Source organism: Nonomuraea pusilla, from assembly GCF_900109355.1.
GTDB lineage: Bacteria > Actinomycetota > Actinomycetes > Streptosporangiales > Streptosporangiaceae > Nonomuraea > Nonomuraea pusilla.
The window spans coordinates 37,059-55,170 of the sequence record NZ_FOBF01000007.1 but is presented as its reverse complement, the minus strand read 5'-3'; the positions used below and the strand labels follow the sequence as shown (position 1 = coordinate 55,170).

Genomic DNA, 18,112 nt, shown 5'->3' with positions numbered 1-18,112 from the left:
ATGGGATTCCCACCTGCGGCGTGATCCAATCGCGTCGGCGCGCGCGGGTTCTGCCCACCGCCGCCTTCAGCGGCGTCGTCGCAGGTGAGAGCCCGTGAGCCGGCGGGAAGCGCCCGCCTCAGCGGGCCGCGACCGGCGCGGGGGCGGCGCCGCGGGCCGCGCGGGGCCACAGGGCGGCGGCCAGCCACAGCCCGCCCGCCATCAGCAGCGCGCCGTGGGCGACGCGCAGCGGGTAGGCCGTGAAGAACTGCGGGATGAACAGCGCGAACCCCAGCGCCAGCGGCAGGCCGCTCCAGCGGGCCAGGGTGCCCGACCGCCACACCGCCACCGCCGCCATGATCGCGCCCACGCCCAGCAGCACCAGCCCTGCGGCGAACATGGCGACGGCCACGGGGTGGAACCTGAACTGCCCGGCGAGCTCCATCAGGGCGGGCGTGCCGTCACGCAGGGCCCGCACGGCGATCACGTGCAGGCCGAAGTCCTCGGCGCCGTAGTAGGGCAGGGTGAGCCCCGCGCCCGCCCAGGTCACCGCGGCCGCGCGCAGGCTCAGCCGGTCGCCGAGCCGCTGGTGCAGGCCGAGCACGCCCAGGCCGAGCAGCACGAACCCGAGCATCGCGGCCAGGTGGCCCACGACCCAGGGCGCGCCGGCCATGGCGGCGGCGTCGTCGCCCGAGGGGCGGATCGCCGGGTAGGCGAAGAACAGGACGCCGGTGACGGCGAAGGCCGCGGACGTGAGCCGGTTGCTCATCAGTGCTCCCATGTGAGTACGTCGCTCTTTAGCAAGAGCAATGCTCTCGCTTTGGTGCGGCGCTGTCAAGAGCGGTGCTCTCTGTCTGGATCGGTTGTGACGGAAAGTGGGCGGGCGCGCCGCGTTGACACCGCCCCCGGGCACGGAAACGATCGCGGGCATGGCGAGCGCGACGGCGGGGGAGCGGCCGGGCCCGGCGGAACGGGGCGAGCGGGCCGTGCGGGCGGCCACGAGCGCGGCGCGGCGCCTCGGGCTGCGGCCCGGCGAGCCCCGCGTCCTGCACGACGTCTTCAACGTGCTCGTCCACCTCGACCCGGAACCCGTCGTGGTCCGGGTGCCGTCGCTGACGTTCGCCACGGCCGCCGAGCAGGCGGAGCGGCAGCGGCGCGAGCTCGACGTCGTCCGGTGGCTGGCCGGGCAGGGCGCCCCCGTCGTACGGCCCAGCCCGCTCGTGCCGCCGGAACCCGTCGAGAGCGAAGGCCGGTCCCTGACCTTCTGGGAGTACGTCGAGGAGCGCGACCCCGTGCGCGACGTGCCCGCCGAGGAGTGGGAGACCCGCTTCGCCGAGCAGACCGGCTGGACCGCGCCCCTGCACGCGCTGCTGGCCCGCTACCCGGGCCCGCTGCCCACGCTGTCGCCGCTCGTGCCCGGCGCCAGGGCGGCGCTCGACGAACTCGCCAGGCGGCCAGGCGACCTCACCCCGGACGACCTCGACCGGGCCGAGCGCGAGTACGCCGCGCTGGAGGCCCTGCTGCCCGAGCTGCCCGTCCGCTTCCCCGGCACGCGCCCGCAGCCCCTGCACGGCGACGCGCCCGCCTACAACGTGCTGCGCACCGCGGGCGGCCACCTGTTCGCCGACTTCGAGGACGTCACCCGCGGCCCCGTGGAATGGGACCTGGCCGGGTGCGGGCCGCGCGGCGTCGAGGCGTACCTGCGCGCGGGAGGGACGCCCGTGGACTCCCGGCTGCTCGACACCATGGAACGGGCGCGGCTGTTCCAGGCCGTGGCCGCGCTCGCGTACGCGCCGCTCATGCCGGAGCTCGCCGGGCTGCTGGAGCCGCTCGTACGGCAGTGGCGGGACCGGCCGCCGCTCGGCTGAGCCGCGCCCGGGTCAGGTGCGCCCGGGTCAGATGCGCTCAGGCACCTCGTTGCCCGCCGCCCTGATCGCCCTGGGCAGGTTCGTCAGCGCCAGCAGCACGAAACCCGCGACGAAGAAGACGATCATGGAGACGATGGCGATGCGGTAGCTGTTGGTGAGCTGCAGCGCGATCGTCACCGTGAGCGAGCCGATGAACGCCGAGCCCTTGTCGCTGATCTGCAGCAGGCTGAAGTACTCCGCCTCGCGTCCCTTCGGGATGACCTGCGAGAACAGCGAGCGCGACAGCGCCTGCGTGCCGCCCAGCACGATCGCGATGGCGAACGCCATCAGGTAGAACTGCAGCTGCGCGCCCTCCTGCACGAACATCGCCACCACCACGATCACCGTCCACACCACGAGGCTGCCGAGCACCGTCCGCTTCGTGCCGTACGAGCGGGCCAGGCGGCCGAGCAGCAGCGCCCCGAAGAACGCCACGAACTGCACCATCAGGATCGCCGTGATCTGCACGGTCTTGTCCAGCTTGAGCGCCTCGGAGGCGAAGGCCGCGCTGTTGCCGATCACCGTCTGGACGCCGTCGTTGTAGACCAGGTACGCCACCAGGAACAGCAGCGTCAGCGGGTAGCGCCGCAGCTCGGCGAGGGTCCTGCCGAGCTGGCGGAAGCTGCCCCCGACCGAGGCGAGCGCCGTCGTCTCGTGCGCGGGCACCGGCCGGTTGCGCAGCCGCAGCAGCGGCACGACCGTGAACGTCGCCCACCACAGCCCCGCCGACATCATGCAGATGCGCACCGCCATGCCCTCGTCCAGCCCCAGGCTCTCGTGCCGCAGGTAGAGCACCAGGTTGAGCGCCAGCAGCAGGCCGCCGCCGAGGTAGCCGATCGCCCAGCCGCGCGACGAGACCGCGTCGCGCTCCTCCGGGGAGGAGATCTGCGGAAGGAACGAGTCGTACACGACGACCGAGGAGCCGTAGGCGAGGTTGGCCACGACGAACAGGACGCCGCCGAGCAGGTACCTGTCGCCCTCGACGAAGAACAGGCCCATGGTGGCCAGCGCGCCCACGTACGCGAACCCCCCGAGCAGCTCCCGCTTGCGGCCGGTGTGGTCGGCGAGGGCGCCCACCACCGGCAGGAACACGATCTGCAGGAACACCGCGACCGTGAGCGTGAGCCCGAAGAACGCGGCGGGCCTGATGTCGGCGCCGAGCACGTCCACGTAGCCGAGCCCCGGGTTCTCCCCGGCGAGCCTGTCGAAGCCGGCCGAGCAGGCGGCAGCCGGCACCGAGGGGAAGTCCTTGGCGCACGCCGCCGCCTTCGCGACCGGGATGAGGTACGGGCCGAGGAACACCGAGATGATCGTGGTGTAGAAGGCGGAGTTGGCCCAGTCGTAGAGGTACCAGCCGCGCTGTTCGCGGCGGCGCGCCGCAGGGGAGTCGTCCTGGACCGCGGGGGGTGCGGGTACGGGCATGTGTCGAGTCGCTCTCCTAGGCGGCCTGGCGGCCGGGATGCCACAGGCCGCGGCGCTCCAGCACGCCGCGCAGCCCGCTGATGTTGTCGGTCATGATGCCGTCGACCCCCAGGTCGAGCAGCTCCTCCATGCGGGCCGGGTCGTTGACCGTCCACACGTGCACCTGCATGCCGATCGCGTGGGCCGTGCGCACCAGCGGCCCGGTGGCGACCCGCAGCCCGCGGAAGCCCACCGGCACCTGGGCGCACGGCACGCCGGCGCGCGAGAGCCGGGCCAGCAGCCTGCCGTAGCCCGAGGTGGCCGCGGCGGCGCGCAGCGCGGCCACGCCGCGCGGCCCGAGCGACGAGCACACCTCGCGCCCCAGCGCCGCCCTCGCCAGCGCCAGCCGCTCGTCCGAGAACGAGGTCAGGCAGATCCGGTCGTAGGCGTCGGTGCGCCTGACCGCCTCCGCCAGCGGCGCGATGGCCGCCGCCTCCTTCACGTCGACGTTGAACCGGATCTCCGGCCAGGTGCCGAGGAGGTCCTCCAGCAGCGGGATCTCGTGCACGCCGCCGATGCGCGCGCCGCGCACCACCCGGTACGGCAGCTCGGAGATGCGGCCCCGCCGGTCGGTGACCCGGTCGAGGGTGTGGTCGTGGAAGGCGAGCAGCACCCCGTCGGCCGTGGCGTGCGCGTCGGTCTCCAGGTACGCGTACCCCAGCGCGACGGCCCGCTCGAAGGCCGCGAGGGTGTTCTCCGCGCCCTCGGCGGCGCCCCCGCGGTGGGCGAAGGCGAGCGGGCCCGGATGGTCGAGAAAGGCGAAGCGGCGGCTCAGCACGTCCTGAAGTATGCCTCTCGTGAATGAACGACGCGGTTAAGAATCGGGGAGTTTCTGCCATTCCTGGCGGCGGGCCTCGGACAGGGCGATCGCGGCGGCCACCGCCACGTTGAACGAGCCGACCCGGCCCACCTGCGGGATGTAGCAGGCGCCGTCGACGGCGTCGAGCAGGGCGGGGGAGCAGCCGTGGTCCTCGCTGCCCACCACCAGGCACACGTCACGGTCGAGGTCGGCCCGGTGCAGCGGCACGGCCTCGGCGGTCAGCTCGATGGCCAGCACCGCGTAGCCGTCGTCCCTGGCGGCCTTGACCGCCTCGGTCGCCGGCACCGGCTCGTGCCACGTCACCAGGCGCTCGGTGCCGAGCGCGGTCTTGCCCGCCTTCGGGTTCGTCGGCGGCGTGGCGTTGCCGGCCAGCCAGACCTGGTCGACGCCGAACGCGGCGGCGCTGCGGAAGATCGAACCGACGTTGAACGGGCCGGTCACCGACTCGACGATCAGCGCGAGGCGGTTCGCGGTGTTCCTGCGCCAGGTGCGGTTGAGCCGCTTGACGTCGGTGGGGCGCAGCTGCCTTCTCAAGGGGTCACCTTCAATATCCGGTAGGCGGCCCGGGAGGCCTCGCGGGAGACCTGCCAGCCCTGCTCGCCGAGCCAGCGCTGCAGGGAGTCGGAGCCGAGGTGTTTCTGGACGACCAGGTAGGCCACGCCGTCGGGGGTGAGCCGCGACAGCCACCTGGTGAGCATCTCGTGCAGGGCCTGCTTGCCGATGCGGATGGCCGGGTTGGACCAGATGGCGCGGAAGCGCACGTCGGCCGGCATCTCGTCCGCGTGCACCGGCCTGACCCGGGCGAGGCCGTTGGCCTCGGCGTTGCGCCCGGTCAGCTCCAGGCCGCGGCGGTTGACGTCGACGGCCCAGACCGTGGCGCGGGGCGCGCGGGCGGCCATGGTCAGCGCGATCGGGCCGTAGCCGCAGCCCAGGTCGAGCAGGTCGCCCTCCTGCGGGGGCGGCGGGACGGTCTCCAGCAGCACGCGCGTGCCGACGTCGACCTTCTCGGGCGAGAACACGCCCCGGTCGGTCGCCAGCCGCAGGTGCAGGTCGGGCAGCACCAGGGTGACCGAGCCGGGTCTGCTCGCGGTCTCCGGCTGCTCGGAGAAGTAGTGGGCCACGTGGTGAAACGTTACGGGATCCGCGAGCCGAACAGCACCGCGGCGCCCGCCACCAGCAGCCCCGCGACGATGGCGGCCACGATGAACCACTGCGTGACCTCCTCGTTGACCAGCTTGTAGCCGAGCGACGTGCCGATCTGGTCGTAGACGTCGCGCAGCTCGCTGCCCGACTCCGCGGTGTACGCCTTGCCGCTGGTGCCGTCCGACAGCGACTGCAGGGTCTGCTTGTTGACCGGCACGTTCACCGGCCGGCCGTCGATCGAGACCGTGCCCTCCTGCGTGCCGTACGCGATGGTGGAGACCGGCACGCGGGCCTGCTGGGCCGCCTCGACGGCCTCGTTGACCGACCGGCCCGAGGTGTTGTCGCCGTCGGACAGCAGCACCACCGCGGCGGGCGGCGGGTCGGTGGCGGCCTGCTGGTCGAACGAGCGCACCGAGTCGAGCGCGTTGAACACCGCCTCGCCGATCGCCGTCCCCGGGCGGGTGGTGAGACTGCCGATGGCCGTGACCACGGCCTGGTGGTCGGTGGTGGGGGAGATGACGACGTTCGCCGACCTGGCGAAGGAGACCACGCCCACGTTGAACCGCTCGGGCAGCTCCCTGACGAACGCCTGCGCGGCGGCCTTGGCGGCGCTGATCCTGGTCGGCTGGACGTCGTCGGCGTCCATCGACAGCGACACGTCCAGGGCGATCATGATGGTGGCGCGGTCACGCGGCACCCGCACCTGGTCGGCGGGCTTGGCGGCGCCGACCACCAGCAGCGCCATCATCGCCAGGAACAGCGCGGGCGCGACGTGCCTGCGCCAGCCGGGACCCGCGGGGGCGACGAGGTCGAGCAGGGCGAGGTTGGTGAAACGCACCGTGTAGCGGCGCCGGGCGAACTGCGCCGCGACGTACCCGGCCACCAGGAGCAGCAGCAGGACGAACAGCCACAGCCAGCCGGGAGCGAGGAAGGTCACAGGCCGCTCCTGCGGGCGACGTGGCTCATACGGCGCTGGCGCAGCACGAACTGGGCGACGTCGAACACCCAGTCGCGGTCGGTGCGCAGCACGAGGTGGGCCACCCCGGCGCGGCGCAGCGCCACCCGGGTCCCCTCCCGCTGGAGCGCCGCCGCCTCGGCGTACCGCCGGCGGACTTCGGGTGACAGGTGCACTTCGCGTACTTTCCCGGTCTCCGGGTCCGTGAACGCGACACGGCCCACGTCCGGGAGTTCGAGCTCGCGCGGATCGATCACCTCCACCGCCAGCACCTGGTGGCGGGCCGCCAGCCGCCTGATCGGCCGCTCCCACGGCCGCTCCGCCTCAGGGTCCAGCTCGGGCCTGGCGTCCAGGAAGTCCGACACGACCACCCGCAGGCCGCGCCGCCTGCGCGCCGCCGACAGCACGTCGATGCCCTCCGCCAGGTCCGGCGCGTCCGGCACCGGCCGGCCGCGCGGCGCCTCCATCAGCGAGTGCAGCAGCCCGTACAGGGCGGGTCTGCCGGTACGCGCCGGCATGCGGTGCACGTACTCGTCGTGGATCACCAGCGCGCCGAACCTGTCGCCCATCCTGCTCGACAGGAACCCGATCGCGCCCACCGCCGCCACCACCAGGTCCCGCTTGTCGGTCTCCGCCGTGCCGAAGTCCATGCTGGGCGACAGGTCGGCGAGCGCCCACGTCTCCAGCTCGCGGTCGGCGATCAGGTCGCGGACGTGCGGCACCGTCGTACGCGCCGTCACCGCCCAGTCCATCCGCCGCACGTCGTCCTCGCCGGGGACGTACACGCGGCTGTCGCCCGACTCGCTGCCCGTGCCCGGCAGCAGGCCCTGGTGCGCGCCGTGCAGCAGCCCGTCCAGCCGCCGGGTGATCGTCAGCTCCAGCCGCCGCAGCGCCTGCTCGGCGGTGCCGTTCACCGGTTCTGGTTCCACACGACGAGCGGCGGCGGCACGGAGTGGAGGATCTGTCTGACGACCTCCTCCGGATCGACGCCGTCGGCCAGCGCGTCGAAGGTGAGCATCAGCCGGTGCGCCATCACGTCCACGGCCACGTCGCGGATGTCGTCGGGCAGCAGGTAGTCGCGCCCGCGCAGCAGCGCCAGCGCCCGCCCCGCCGCCACCAGGCCCAGCGTGGCGCGCGGGCTCACGCCGATCTCGATCGTCTCCGTCAGGTCGGCCAGCCCGTACTCGGCGGGCGAACGGGTGGCCATGACCAGCCTCACGACGTAGTCGGCGACGAGCTGGTGCACCGACACCTGCTCGGCCGCCTGCTGCAGCGCCAGCAGCCGCTGCGGGTCGAGCACCCGGTCCGGCGCCGGCGGCGTGACGCTCATCCGGTGCAGGATCTCCAGCTCCTCGTGCGCCGTCGGGTGCGGCACCCGCACCCGGAACAGGAACCTGTCCCGCTGCACCTCGGGCAGCGGGTACACGCCCTCGGACTCGATCGGGTTCTGCGTGGCCAGCACGATGAACGGCCTCGGCAGCGGGTGCGTGACCCCCGCCAGCGTCACCTGCCGCTCCGCCATCACCTCCAGCAGCGCCGACTGCACCTTCGCCGGAGCCCGGTTGATCTCGTCGGCCAGCAGGAAGTTGACGAACACCGGCCCCAGCTCCACGTCGAACTTCTCGCTCGACGGGTGGAACACGCGGGTGCCGACGATGTCACTCGGCACCAGGTCCGGCGTGAACTGGATGCGGGCGAACGTCCCGCCCACCACGGTGGCCAGCGTGGAGGCGGCGAGGGTCTTCGCGACGCCTGGGACACCCTCCAGCAGGCAGTGCCCCCGGGCCAGCAGGGCCACGATCAGCCTCTCGACCATGTGCTCCTGCCCGACGATCACCCGCCGGACCTCGTCGAGACTCTGACGCAGCAGTGCCGCGTCGGTTCCGCCTGGCAGCTCTTCGGCGACGCTCATGACGCCATTCCACCAAACACGCCGCAAACGTGCACGACGCCACGTCTGTGCTTTCATGGCAAACGTGGCCACACCGCTGGAGTATGGGGATCCGCCCCGGCTGGGGCCGTACGTCGTGCAGGCGCGCCTGCACGCCGCCCCGGCCGGTTTCGTCTACCTCGGCCAGGCACAGGACGGCCGGGCCGTCTCGCTGGCCCTGCTGACGCGGGGCGCCGCGCTCGACCCGGCGGCCCGCGAGCGGTTCGTCACCGCGGCCAAGGAGGCCTCAGGCGAGCGGTCCGGCGTCCGCGGCTGGTTCGTACGCGCCTCCAGGCAGCAGCGCGCCGCCGTGCTCGACGGCGCGCCCGAGGTGCTGGCCATGGACGACGGCGCCGCCCCCTGGGTGGCGGTGCCCTACGCGCCCGGCCGGCCGGGCGCCGAACGGTTCCTCGACCCCGTGATGGTCGGCGGCACCCTCATCGGGCAGGCGCACGGGCCCGACTTCGTGCCGTACTGGCTGACCGACCGCGCGCCCGCGCTGCCCGGCGGGCCCGCCCGGCGCAGGCCGCTCACCGAGACCCGCAGGCGGGTGCTGCTCGCGGCGCTCGCGCTGGGCCTGCTGCTCCTGATCCTCACCACGATGCTGCTGGTGCTCGTGCTGGCCGACCGCGACGGCGACCCCATGCCGAGGCAGCTGCCGCCCACCAACTTCGTGCCGTCGCCGCCGCCCACCCCCGCCTCGCCCGAGCCCAAGCCGTCGCCCTCGGGGACGTCGCCGTCGCCGAACCGGAGCGGGCAGAGCACACCGGGCCGCTCGCCTGGCGACGACTCCGGGGACCAGTCGGCACTGTGACGCGGCCCGGTGGCACCGTGCCGTGGCACCCGCAGCGGCGCTGTGCTGTGGCGCTGTGCTGTGGCGCGCGGAAAAGCGCTTGAGTCTGACGTTACGTGAGGTTCTAGCGTCCGGCGGTATGGAGTTCATCGTCCACGACACCCTGACCACCACCGCCGACCTGCTGCGGCTGCCCCTGGAGCGGCGGCCCGACGCGCTGCGCGAGCTGTATGAGCCCATCCGCGCCGCGATCCCCTTCCCCGGCGACATCGTCGAGATCCACCAGAGCGGCAACGGCTTCCGCGTCGACGCCGACGACCCCCGCTACCTGCCCGCCGTCGAACGGCTCGCCCAGGCCGACGTCCTCGGCCAGGTGCGGACCGAGCTGGCCCGCGCCTCCGAGCGGCTCTCCGCCGCCCGGCAGGCCGACCTGCTCCAGGTCATGTTCGTCCTCGGCGACCCCGACGACGCGTACCTGATGGACGTCTGCGGCGGCTACTACGGCATGGCCGGCTCGCCCGGCTGGCTCTACCTGCTGGCCTGGCCCACCGACGACAACATCGGCAGGATCGCGCACTGCGCCGTCCACGAGTTCCACCACAACGTCCGCTACACGAACGTCGAGTGGAACCCCGAGACCGTGACCGTGGGCGAGCACGTCGTCGCCGAAGGGCTGGCGGAGGCGTTCGTGCGCGAGCTGTCGGGGGCCGACGCCATGGGGCCGTGGTCCCGGCGGGTGACCGGGGCGGAGTTCGACCGCGCGTACGAGCGGATCACGGCGGACTTCTCCCTTGCGGGGATGCGGAACACGCCGGCGTACGTGCTGGGCGACACCGCCATCCGCAGGTTCGGCGGGGAGCCGCGCGGCATCCCCGACCTGGCGGGATACGCGGTGGGGCTGCGGCTGGTGGACGACGCGCTCGCCGCCACCGGCCTGACCGCCGCCGAGGCCACCCTCCTGCCCGCCGCCGACCTCCTCACCCGCGCCGGCACCCTCACCGGCTGACGCCCCGGCTCACCGGCTGAGACCGGCGCGCTCGGCGGGACCGACCGTCCCTGGGGGACGAGACGAGGCGCGGTGAGGAGAGCGGGCGGTTGGCGGGGCGAGGCGTGATGTGGAGGGCGGGCGGCTAGCGGGGCGAGACGAAGCCGGACTCGTACGCCGCGATCACCGCCTGGGTGCGGTCGCGGGCCCGCAGCTTGGCCAGCACGTTGCCCACGTGCGTCTTCACCGTCTCGTGGCTGACCACCAGCTCGGCGGCGATCTCGTGGTTGGACAGGCCCTTGGCCATCAGCCGCAGCACGTCGCCCTCACGCGCGGTCAGCCGGTCGATCCCCGGCACGCCGCGGGGGTCGGGGACGGACGTCCTCCGCCCCGCCAGCGTCCTGATCGCGGCGGGGAACAGGAGCGACTCGCCCGTGGCGACCAGCCTGATCGCCTGGACCAGCTCGTCCGGCCTGGTCCGCTTCAGCAGGAAACCGCTGGCCCCCGCCCGGAGCGCGTCGTAGACGTGGTCGTCGTTCTCGAACGTGGTCACCACCAGCACCTTCGGCGGCCGGTCCAGCCCGACCAGCCTGCCGGTGGCCTGGATGCCGTCGAGCGCGGGCATCCGGACGTCCATCAGCACCACGTCGGGCCGTTCCCTGCGCACGACCGGCAGCACGGCCGCGCCGTCCGCGGCCTCCCCGACCACGGTCAGGTCGGGCTCGGCGTCGATGATGATCCGCAGCCCGGCCCTGATGAGGTCCTCGTCGTCAGCGATCACGACCTTGAGCGTCATGGGTTCGACCGTAGCGGCAGGCGTACCGCGACCTTCCATCCGCCCTCGTACGGGCCCGCCTCCAGCTCGCCCCGCAGCAGCCCGACCCGCTCGCGCATGCCCGCCACGCCCCTGCCGCCACCGGAGGGGAACCGCCCGGCACGCCCGGCGGCGCGGTGGGCAGCGGCGCGGTGGGCGGCGCCGTCGCCGGCTCGGACGGCGCCCGCCGCGGCGCCCGCCGTGACGCCGGCTGCGGCACTCCCCGTGGCGCTCCCAGTGGCGCTCCCAGTGGCGTTCGCCGTGATGCTCGCCGTGACGTCGGCCGTGGTGGTCGCCGTGGGGTTCGCCACCTCCAGGGTCAGGTGGCCACCGCGTACGGCGGCGGCCAGCCGCACCGGCCCGCGCCCGTGCTTGATCGCGTTCGTCAGCGCCTCCTGCACGATCCGGTACGCCTCCCTGGACACCAGCGCCGGCACCCCCGACAGGTCGCCCACCTCGGCCCGCACCTCGGCCCCCGACGCGGCGATCAGCCGGTCCAGGTCGGCCAGCGTGGCCTGCGGCTCCCGCGGCCCCCGCGGCCGCTCGCCCTCCTGGGGCCAGGCGCCCTCTCGCGGCCCGTCGCTTTCACCCGGCCCGTCGCCTCCTGGGGGGCCTTCGCCTTCCTGGGGCCGGGTGCTCTCCTGCCGCCCGCCGCCTTCCCCGGGCCGGTCGTCCTCGCGCAGCACGCCGAGGACGTGGTCGAGGTCCTCCAGCGCGGCGCGCGCCGACTGCTCGATCGCCGCCAGCGCCGTCCTCGCGGTCTCCGGGTCGCGGTCGAGCACCCGCCCGGCCGCCGCGGCCTGCAGCGTGACGACGCTGAGCGCGTGGCCCACGGAGTCGTGCAGTTCCCGGGCCAGCCGGTTGCGCTCCGCCAGGGCCCTGGCGCGGTGCTCCGCGGCGGCCAGCCGCTCGCCCGGGGTCGGGCCCAGCAGCACCGGGGCCAGCCTGGCCAGCAGCTCGCCCGCCCCCGCCACCGCCGCGACCAGCACCACCAGGGACAGCAGGCCGCCCAGCGCCCACGGCACGCCGCCCCAGCCCGGCGCCACGTCCGAACCCAGCAGCTGCGTCGGCGCGCCGGTGAACGGCACGACGATCGTGAACAGCGCGAACGGCACCGTCGCGAGCGTGAAGCCGCTGGCCAGTCCGCCCACGGCCAGGTGCAACGTGTACCAGGCGGCGGTGCGGCGCCGCTCCTGCCAGGAGCGCCGCTCCTGGCGCGGCGGCGTCTCCACGCGCGCGCCGAGCAGCCCCTGCGCCGCGTTCACCTCCAGCCCGCGCACCGGCAGGAACAGCCCCGTCAGCGCCACCACCGGCAGCACGGCCGCGAACACCCCGAACTGCACCGGCAGCAGCAGTTCGATCTGCTGGGGACGCGAGCCGGCCGCCACCAGCACCCCCGCCATCATGTACGGCATCAGGAGCGCTCCGCCCAGGATGAGGCACGCCCAGCGGCGGAAGAGGTCTCTTCTCACACCCGGGATTCTATGTCCATGGAAATTCGCTCTGGGAATAATGCGCCCTTAGAGAAATGCGCCGCCAGCGAAAACATTCAGAAATTGCCGGCCCGCGGGTCTAGCGTTTTCCTGGTAAAAGCGCGGAAGAAAGGCGACGTCATGACGGAAACAGTCCGTGCGGCCTGGCCGGAGCAGGTGGGTCACCGCCTGCTGAAGGAGCGCATCATCGTGCTCGGGCAGGAGGTCGACGACGAGATTTGCAATCGGCTCTGCGGAGAGCTCCTTTTGCTGGCCGCCGAGGACCCGAAACGCGACATTACTCTCTACATCAATTCACCGGGCGGCTCCGTGCAGGCCGGGCTGGCGCTCTACGACATGATGCAGTTCGTCCCCTGCGACGTCGCGACCGTGGCCATGGGCTTCGCCGCCTCCATGGGCCAGGTCATCCTCGCCGCCGGCGCGCCGGGCAAGCGCTACGCCCTGCCCAACGCCCGCGTCGTCATGCACCAGCCGCTCGGCGGCATCGGCGGCACGGCGAGCGACATCCAGATCCAGGCCGACAACCTCATCTACACCAAGCGCAGGCTCGCCGAGATCATCGCCCACCACACCGGCCAGCCGCTGGAGCGCGTCCAGGCCGACTCCGACCGCGACCGCTGGTTCACCGCGCAGGAGGCCAAGGAGTACGGCATCGTCGACCACATCGCCGAAGGGATGAACTGACATGAGCGGCCGGTACGTGCTGCCCTCGTTCGCCGAGCGCACCTCCTGGGGCGTCAAGGAGACCAACCCGTACACCAAGCTGTTCGAGGACCGCGTCGTGTTCCTCGGCACGCCCATCGACGACACCACGGCCAACGACGTCATGGCGCAGCTGCTGACGCTGGAGTCGCTCGACCCCGACCGTGACATCAGCCTCTACATCAACTCCCCGGGCGGCTCCTTCACCGCCATGACCGCCATCTACGACACGATGCAGTTCATCCGTCCCGAGATCCACACGGTCTGCATCGGCGAGGCGTCGTCGGCGGCCGCCGTGCTGCTGGCGGCCGGCACTCCGGGCAAGCGGGCCGCCCTGCCGCACGCCCGCATCCTGCTGCACGAGCCGGCCACCGAGGGCGGCCGGGGGCAGTCGAGCGACCTGGAGATCCACGCGAGGGAGATCCTGCGCATGCGCGACCAGCAGGAGGAGATCCTCGCCCGGCACACCGGGCGCGGCGTCCTCGACATCAGGCGCGACATCGAACGCGACCGCTTCTTCACGGCGGAGCAGGCGCGCACGTACGGGCTGGTCGACGACATCTACGCCACCCGCAAGCGCACCCCGGCCAGCCTCCGCTGACCGGCCGGAACCGCGGCGCGGGCCCCACGCCCTGCCCGAGGTGGGGCGTGGGGCCGGAGGGCCGGGGCCCGTGGGCGGGCGTTCCGCACGGGTCGAAGGCCCGCACGGCTGGGTACGTCCGTCGTGTTCGACGTACCACCACCAGCGAGGACCTGCCCTGCGAGCCATCACCGTTCGAGACCGCGCCGCCGGTCTGGCAGAGCAAGCCGGACAGCGCCCCCGCCGTGTCGTCAGGAACGACGTCGCGGGACGGATCGCCGCCAACCCCCTCGAACGCCGCTCACCCGCCTGACCGCGCAGGCCGCCAGCCCGCCTGACCGCGGAGGCCGCCCGCCCGCCTGACCGCGTTGGCCGCCCGCCTGACTTCCGAGGTCACCCACCCGCCTGACCGCTGGGGCCGCCCGCCTGACCGCGGAGGCCGCCCGCCCGCCTGACCGCGTTGGCCGCCCGCCTGACTTCCGAGGTCACCCGCCCGCCTGACCTCTGAGGCCACCCGCCTGGCCTCCGGGGCCGCGTGCTCCGCCGTCAGTCCTGCTGGGGAGCGACGGAGTCGGGGCCGTCCGTCCTCGACCCTGCTGGGGAGCGACGGAGTCGGGGCCGGTTCCGTCCTCGACGGCGTCGTGCCCCTCGGCGGGGGCCTGCGGGGCGTCCGAACTGAACAGGCCCGACAGCCTTGTAAAGGCTTGGCCGACGTGCTGCCCGGTGGCTGGGGATTTTGTGGGGGTTATACGCTTCTGGGGTTTGTGCTTGGATCTCGGGGGATGGCGTGCCGCTGGAGCAGATCGTCGTGTTGCTGGCGGCCGCCGCGGCGGCCGGGTGGATCGACGCGGTCGTCGGCGGGGGCGGGCTCGTCCAGCTCCCGGCGATCATGGTGACCGGCATCGTCCCCGTGGAGGCGATGGCCACCAACAAGCTGTCCTCCGTGTTCGGCACGGCCTCGGCCGCGGTGGCGTACGCGCGCAGTTCCAAGGTCGACCGTGAGGTGGCGCTGCCCGGCGCGGCGCTCGCGGTGCTGAGCGCCGGGCTCGGCGCGTCGGCGGCGGCCGCCATCTCGGCCGAGGTGCTGCGTCCGCTCGTGATGGCGGTGCTGCTCGCGGTCGCGCTGATGGTGACGCTGCGCCCGTCGCTGGGCGCGCTGCCGCAGCCGCACCTGCGCACCCGTCGCAGGCTGGTGGCGGCGGTCGCGATCGGCGGGGTGGGCATCGCGTTCTACGACGGCATCATGGGGCCCGGCACCGGGACGTTCCTCATCATCGCCTTCACCACGATCCTCGGGCTCGACTTCGTGTCGGCCTCGGCCTCCGCGAAGATCATCAACGTGGGCACGAACATCGGCGCGCTGGCCGTGTTCGCATGGCAGGGGCATGTGCTGTGGGGGCTGGGGCTCGGCATGGCGGTCTGCAACGTCCTCGGCGCCCAGGTGGGGGCACGGATGGCGCTGCGGCGGGGCGCGGCCTTCGTCCGGGTCGTGCTGCTGTGCGTGGTCGTGGCGATGGTGGGCCGCCTGGCCTGGCAGCAGTTCGCCGGTTGACGCCGGTTGACGCGGGCGGGCGTCCGGCTGGACGTGGCCCGCGGCCCGGCGGACGCGCGGCCCGGCGCTCCCGGCGCGAGGCTCCCTGCCCGGCGGACGCGGCGCGGTGGACGCGGCCCCGCCAAGCGGTGCGCCTCCGGTCCGGCGGATGCGCCCCCGCCCGGGGCTGTGCCTCCGGCCCGGCGTTGCTTTCCCGTGTCCGGGCCGGGGGAGGGCGGGGGCGTAGGATGCGGGGCATGCGCGCCAGTCGCCTGCTCTCCCTTCTGCTGCTCCTGCAGGCGCGCGGTCGCATGACGGCGACGGAGCTCGCCGAGGAGCTGGAGGTGTCGGTCCGCACGGTGTACCGCGACGTCGAGGCGCTCTCGGCGGCCGGGGTCCCGGTGTACGCCGACCGCGGCCCCACCGGCGGCTACCAGCTGCTCGACGGCTACCGCACGCGGCTGACCGGGCTCACCGCGGAGGAGGCGTCGTCGCTGTTCCTCGCGGCGCTGCCGGGGCCCGCCGCCGAGCTGGGCCTGGCCGACCTGGCCGCGAACGCCGAGCTGAAGGTGCTCGCCGCGCTGCCGCCCGAGCCGCGCTCGCACGCCTCGCGCGTGCGCGAACGGTTCCTGCTGGACGTGCCCGGCTGGTACCGCGCGTCCGACGACGTGCCGCACCTGAGCGCGGTGGCCGACGCCGTGTGGGAGCAGCGGCCGCTGCGCATGACGTACCGGCGGTGGGGCCCGCGCGAGGTCGAGCGGGTGATCCATCCGTACGGGCTGGTGCTGAAGGGCGGCTCCTGGTACCTGGTGGCGGCGCCGCCCGACGGCGACCCGCGCACGTACCGGGTGGCGCGCATCCTCACGCTGGAGGCGCTGCCCGGCGCCTTCCAGCGGCCGGAGGGGTTCGACCTGGAGGCGTTCTGGCGGCAGTACGCCAAGGAGTTCCGCGAGCGGATGTACACGGCGGAGGCCGTGGTCAGGCTCGCCCCCGGCATGGACGACCTGCTGGCGTACACGATGGGGGCGGACGTGGTGGCCGGCGCGCTGACGGCGGCGGGCGAGCCGGACGCGGAGGGCTGGCGCACCCTGACGCTGCCGGTCGAGTCGCTGACCCACGCCCGCTGGCTGCTGCTGCGGCTGGGGGCCGGCGTGGAGGTGCTGGAGCCGCCCGAGCTGCGCGCCCTCATGGCGGAGGCCGTCGCCGAGCTGGGCAAACTGTACGGCTGAGAGCCGGCTGAGGTCGCGGGGCGGGAGGCGGCCGGGGTGGGGCCGGGTCGTCCCCTGCCTCCGTCGGTTCCCCTGGCGGTTCCTCCGTCGGTTCCCACGTCGGTTCCTCCGTCGGTTCCCCTGGGGGTGATAACTAGGGGCGGGGATGTGGGGCTTTCTGGGAGTATGCCCGACATGTACTTACTTGCGTTCGTCGGCGCGTGTCTCCTGGTGGCCATGGCCCCCGGGGTGAGCACCGCCGTGATCCTTCGGCAGACCCTGCGCGCCGGCCGGGGCTCGGGCCTGGCCGCCACCCTGGGCAACGAGACCGGCATCCTGCTGTGGGGCCTGTCCGCCGCGTTCGGGCTGTCCGCGCTGCTCGCCGCCTCCCAGCTCGCGTACGACGTCATGCGGGTGGCCGGCGCGTGCGTGCTGCTGGTGATGGGCGTCCAGTCGATCCTGCGGGCGGGCAAGGGGGCCGCGCCCGAGGTGGAGGCGCAGGCGGCGCCCGGCCGGCGCCGGTCGTACCTCGCGGGGCTGGGCACCTGCGCGGCCAACCCGAAGGCGGGGGTGTTCGCGATGTCCTTCCTGCCGCAGTTCGTGCCGCCGGGGCAGAACGTGCCCGTGACCCTCGTGACGCTGGCCGCCGTCTGGGTGCTCGTGGACCTCCTCTGGTACGGGGTGCTCGTCTGGGCGGTGGCGAAGGCCGGTGCCTGGCTGAGCCGGCCGGCCGTCAGGCGGACCCTGGAGCGGATCTCCGGCGTGGTGCTCGTCGGACTCGGCGTGCGGCTGGCGGTGGAGTCCCGATGACGATCTGGTACGAGCACGCGGGATCAGGCGACCCGGTGGTGCTGCTGCACTCGACGGCCGCCGACTCCGGAATGTGGGACGGCCAGTGGGAGACGCTGGCCGAGCGCTTCCACGTGATCAGGGTGGACCTGCGCGGCTTCGGCCGCACCCCCTGGCAGGCCGGCGAGCCGTACAGCGACGCGCGTGACGTGGCCGGGGTGCTGGAGGAACTGGGGCTGCGGGACGCGGCCGTGGTCGGTTCGTCCGGCGGCGCCGAGGTGGCGCTCGAAGTGGGCGCCCTGGGGGTGGCCCGTTCGCTGGTGCTGCTGAACCCGGCCTGCGACCTGACGCCCACCGAGGACGTCGCCGCGTACTGGAAGGAGGAGGGACGCCTGATCGAGCTGGGCGACCTCGACGGCGCGGCCGAGCTGAACGCCCGCCTGCTGCTCGGGCCCGAGGCGGCGCCGGAGGCCCGGCGGCGGCTGGCGGCCATGCAGCTGAACGCGTACCGGGTTCAGCTGGCCGCCGATCCGGAGCCCGAGCGGCTGAAGCCCGCCTACGACCCCCCGGCGCTGGACGTGCCCGCGCTCGTCGTGTCCGGCGCCCACGACCTGTCGTTCTTCCAGAGCTGCGCCCGCCACCTGGCCGCGACGATGCCGCGGGCGCGCGCCCTCCACCTGGACTGGGCGGGGCACCTTCCCGCCATGGAACGCCCGCAGGAGGTCAGCGCGCTGCTGCTGGACTACCTTTAGGGCATGACGAACGACCTGGCGTCCCTCATGCGGCAGGCGCAGGACGACGACCCCCTGACGGCTCTCCAGGCCACCACCGCGCTGCGGCACGAGATCGAGCGGCTGGAGGCCGTCCAGGTGCGGCGCGCCAGGGTGGCGGGGCTGGCCTGGTCGCAGATCGCCGACGCGATCGGAGTCAGCAAGCAGGCCGTGCACAAGAAGTACGGCAAGCGCTGACGGCCGGCACCCGCCGTTCCCGCCCGCGAACTCGCCGGACAGGCGAGGAGCGGG

At 73.7% G+C, this 18,112-nt stretch carries 20 protein-coding genes; 10 read left to right on the top strand and 10 right to left on the bottom strand.

Going from position 1 to position 18,112, the window contains the following annotated elements:
• Positions 1-118 precede the first annotated feature (118 nt).
• On the bottom strand, positions 119-748 hold the full coding sequence (locus BMX74_RS16620) for a hypothetical protein (protein ID WP_055502462.1): 630 nt from the start codon (positions 746-748) through the stop codon (positions 119-121).
• A 160-nt stretch (positions 749-908) separates the two neighbouring features.
• Between BMX74_RS16620 and BMX74_RS16615 the strand changes: the two genes are divergently transcribed.
• Entirely contained in the window at positions 909-1,847 is a 939-nt protein-coding gene (locus BMX74_RS16615; protein WP_091101296.1) for an aminoglycoside phosphotransferase family protein, read from the top strand.
• Positions 1,848-1,874: 27 nt separating this feature from the next.
• Here BMX74_RS16615 and BMX74_RS16610 read toward each other — a convergent pair whose 3' ends face one another.
• From BMX74_RS16610 to BMX74_RS16580, 7 genes are read right to left on the bottom strand one after another with little or no spacing between them, the layout of a single operon-like run.
• On the bottom strand, positions 1,875-3,308 hold the full coding sequence (locus BMX74_RS16610) for an MFS transporter (RefSeq protein WP_055502460.1): 1,434 nt from the start codon (positions 3,306-3,308) through the stop codon (positions 1,875-1,877).
• A 16-nt stretch (positions 3,309-3,324) separates the two neighbouring features.
• Positions 3,325-4,122, bottom strand: coding sequence for a glycerophosphodiester phosphodiesterase family protein (locus tag BMX74_RS16605; protein ID WP_055503921.1), 798 nt, complete (start codon positions 4,120-4,122; stop codon positions 3,325-3,327).
• Between the two features lie 39 nt (positions 4,123-4,161).
• A complete protein-coding gene (locus tag BMX74_RS16600) occupies positions 4,162-4,701 on the bottom strand; it encodes a TrmH family RNA methyltransferase (protein WP_091101294.1) in 540 nt (179 codons plus the stop codon).
• Positions 4,698-5,288, bottom strand: a complete 591-nt coding sequence (locus BMX74_RS16595; protein ID WP_055502458.1) for a class I SAM-dependent methyltransferase — start codon at positions 5,286-5,288, stop codon at positions 4,698-4,700. Before BMX74_RS16595 ends, BMX74_RS16600 begins: the two co-directional genes overlap by 4 nt.
• Positions 5,289-5,299: 11 nt before the next feature.
• Positions 5,300-6,247 carry a VWA domain-containing protein gene (locus BMX74_RS16590; protein WP_055502457.1) on the bottom strand — a complete coding sequence of 316 codons (948 nt, stop codon included), beginning with the start codon at positions 6,245-6,247 and terminating at the stop codon, positions 5,300-5,302.
• Positions 6,244-7,194, bottom strand: coding sequence for a DUF58 domain-containing protein (locus tag BMX74_RS16585; protein WP_055502456.1), 951 nt, complete (start codon positions 7,192-7,194; stop codon positions 6,244-6,246). Before BMX74_RS16585 ends, BMX74_RS16590 begins: the two co-directional genes overlap by 4 nt.
• On the bottom strand, positions 7,176-8,177 hold the full coding sequence (locus tag BMX74_RS16580) for an AAA family ATPase (RefSeq protein ID WP_091101292.1): 1,002 nt from the start codon (positions 8,175-8,177) through the stop codon (positions 7,176-7,178). Before BMX74_RS16580 ends, BMX74_RS16585 begins: the two co-directional genes overlap by 19 nt.
• Positions 8,178-8,232: 55 nt before the next feature.
• Here BMX74_RS16580 and BMX74_RS16575 point away from each other — a divergent pair, with 55 nt between their 5' ends.
• Both BMX74_RS16575 and BMX74_RS16570 read left to right on the top strand, forming a co-directional pair.
• On the top strand, positions 8,233-9,009 hold the full coding sequence (locus BMX74_RS16575; protein ID WP_055502454.1) for a hypothetical protein: 777 nt from the start codon (positions 8,233-8,235) through the stop codon (positions 9,007-9,009).
• Between the two features lie 118 nt (positions 9,010-9,127).
• The gene (locus tag BMX74_RS16570; protein WP_091101289.1) at positions 9,128-9,994 is read left to right on the top strand and encodes a DUF2268 domain-containing putative Zn-dependent protease; all 867 of its coding nucleotides are present in this window, start codon (positions 9,128-9,130) and stop codon (positions 9,992-9,994) included.
• Between the two features lie 124 nt (positions 9,995-10,118).
• Here the strand turns inward: BMX74_RS16570 and BMX74_RS16565 are convergent, their stop codons facing one another.
• Entirely contained in the window at positions 10,119-10,769 is a 651-nt protein-coding gene (locus tag BMX74_RS16565; protein ID WP_055502452.1) for a response regulator transcription factor, read from the bottom strand.
• Positions 10,766-12,259, bottom strand: a complete 1,494-nt coding sequence (locus BMX74_RS16560) for a sensor histidine kinase (protein ID WP_091101287.1) — start codon at positions 12,257-12,259, stop codon at positions 10,766-10,768. Before BMX74_RS16560 ends, BMX74_RS16565 begins: the two co-directional genes overlap by 4 nt.
• Positions 12,260-12,400: 141 nt before the next feature.
• On the opposite strand from BMX74_RS16560, the gene BMX74_RS16555 reads away from it, so the two are divergent.
• The 7 genes from BMX74_RS16555 to BMX74_RS16525 all read left to right on the top strand — a co-directional run bounded on the left by BMX74_RS16555 (position 12,401) and on the right by BMX74_RS16525 (position 18,058).
• Positions 12,401-12,964, top strand: coding sequence for a ClpP family protease (locus tag BMX74_RS16555; RefSeq protein WP_055502450.1), 564 nt, complete (start codon positions 12,401-12,403; stop codon positions 12,962-12,964).
• 1 nt (position 12,965) lies between these two features.
• Positions 12,966-13,583, top strand: a complete 618-nt coding sequence (locus BMX74_RS16550) for an ATP-dependent Clp protease proteolytic subunit (protein ID WP_055502449.1) — start codon at positions 12,966-12,968, stop codon at positions 13,581-13,583.
• Positions 13,584-14,349: 766 nt separating this feature from the next.
• Positions 14,350-15,114 (top strand): TSUP family transporter, encoded by a 765-nt coding sequence (locus BMX74_RS16545; RefSeq protein WP_055502448.1) that lies wholly within the window; start codon positions 14,350-14,352, stop codon positions 15,112-15,114.
• A gap of 236 nt (positions 15,115-15,350) precedes the next feature.
• The gene (locus BMX74_RS16540) at positions 15,351-16,322 is read left to right on the top strand and encodes a helix-turn-helix transcriptional regulator (protein WP_055502447.1); all 972 of its coding nucleotides are present in this window, start codon (positions 15,351-15,353) and stop codon (positions 16,320-16,322) included.
• 174 nt (positions 16,323-16,496) lie between these two features.
• Positions 16,497-17,111, top strand: coding sequence for a LysE family translocator (locus BMX74_RS16535; RefSeq protein ID WP_055503920.1), 615 nt, complete (start codon positions 16,497-16,499; stop codon positions 17,109-17,111).
• Positions 17,108-17,842: an alpha/beta fold hydrolase gene (locus BMX74_RS16530; RefSeq protein WP_055502446.1), complete on the top strand. Its 735-nt coding sequence runs from the start codon at positions 17,108-17,110 to the stop codon at positions 17,840-17,842. The genes BMX74_RS16535 and BMX74_RS16530 overlap by 4 nt, the downstream gene beginning before the upstream one ends.
• 3 nt (positions 17,843-17,845) lie before the next feature.
• The gene (locus BMX74_RS16525) at positions 17,846-18,058 is read left to right on the top strand and encodes a hypothetical protein (RefSeq protein ID WP_055502445.1); all 213 of its coding nucleotides are present in this window, start codon (positions 17,846-17,848) and stop codon (positions 18,056-18,058) included.
• Positions 18,059-18,112: the final 54 nt, after the last annotated feature.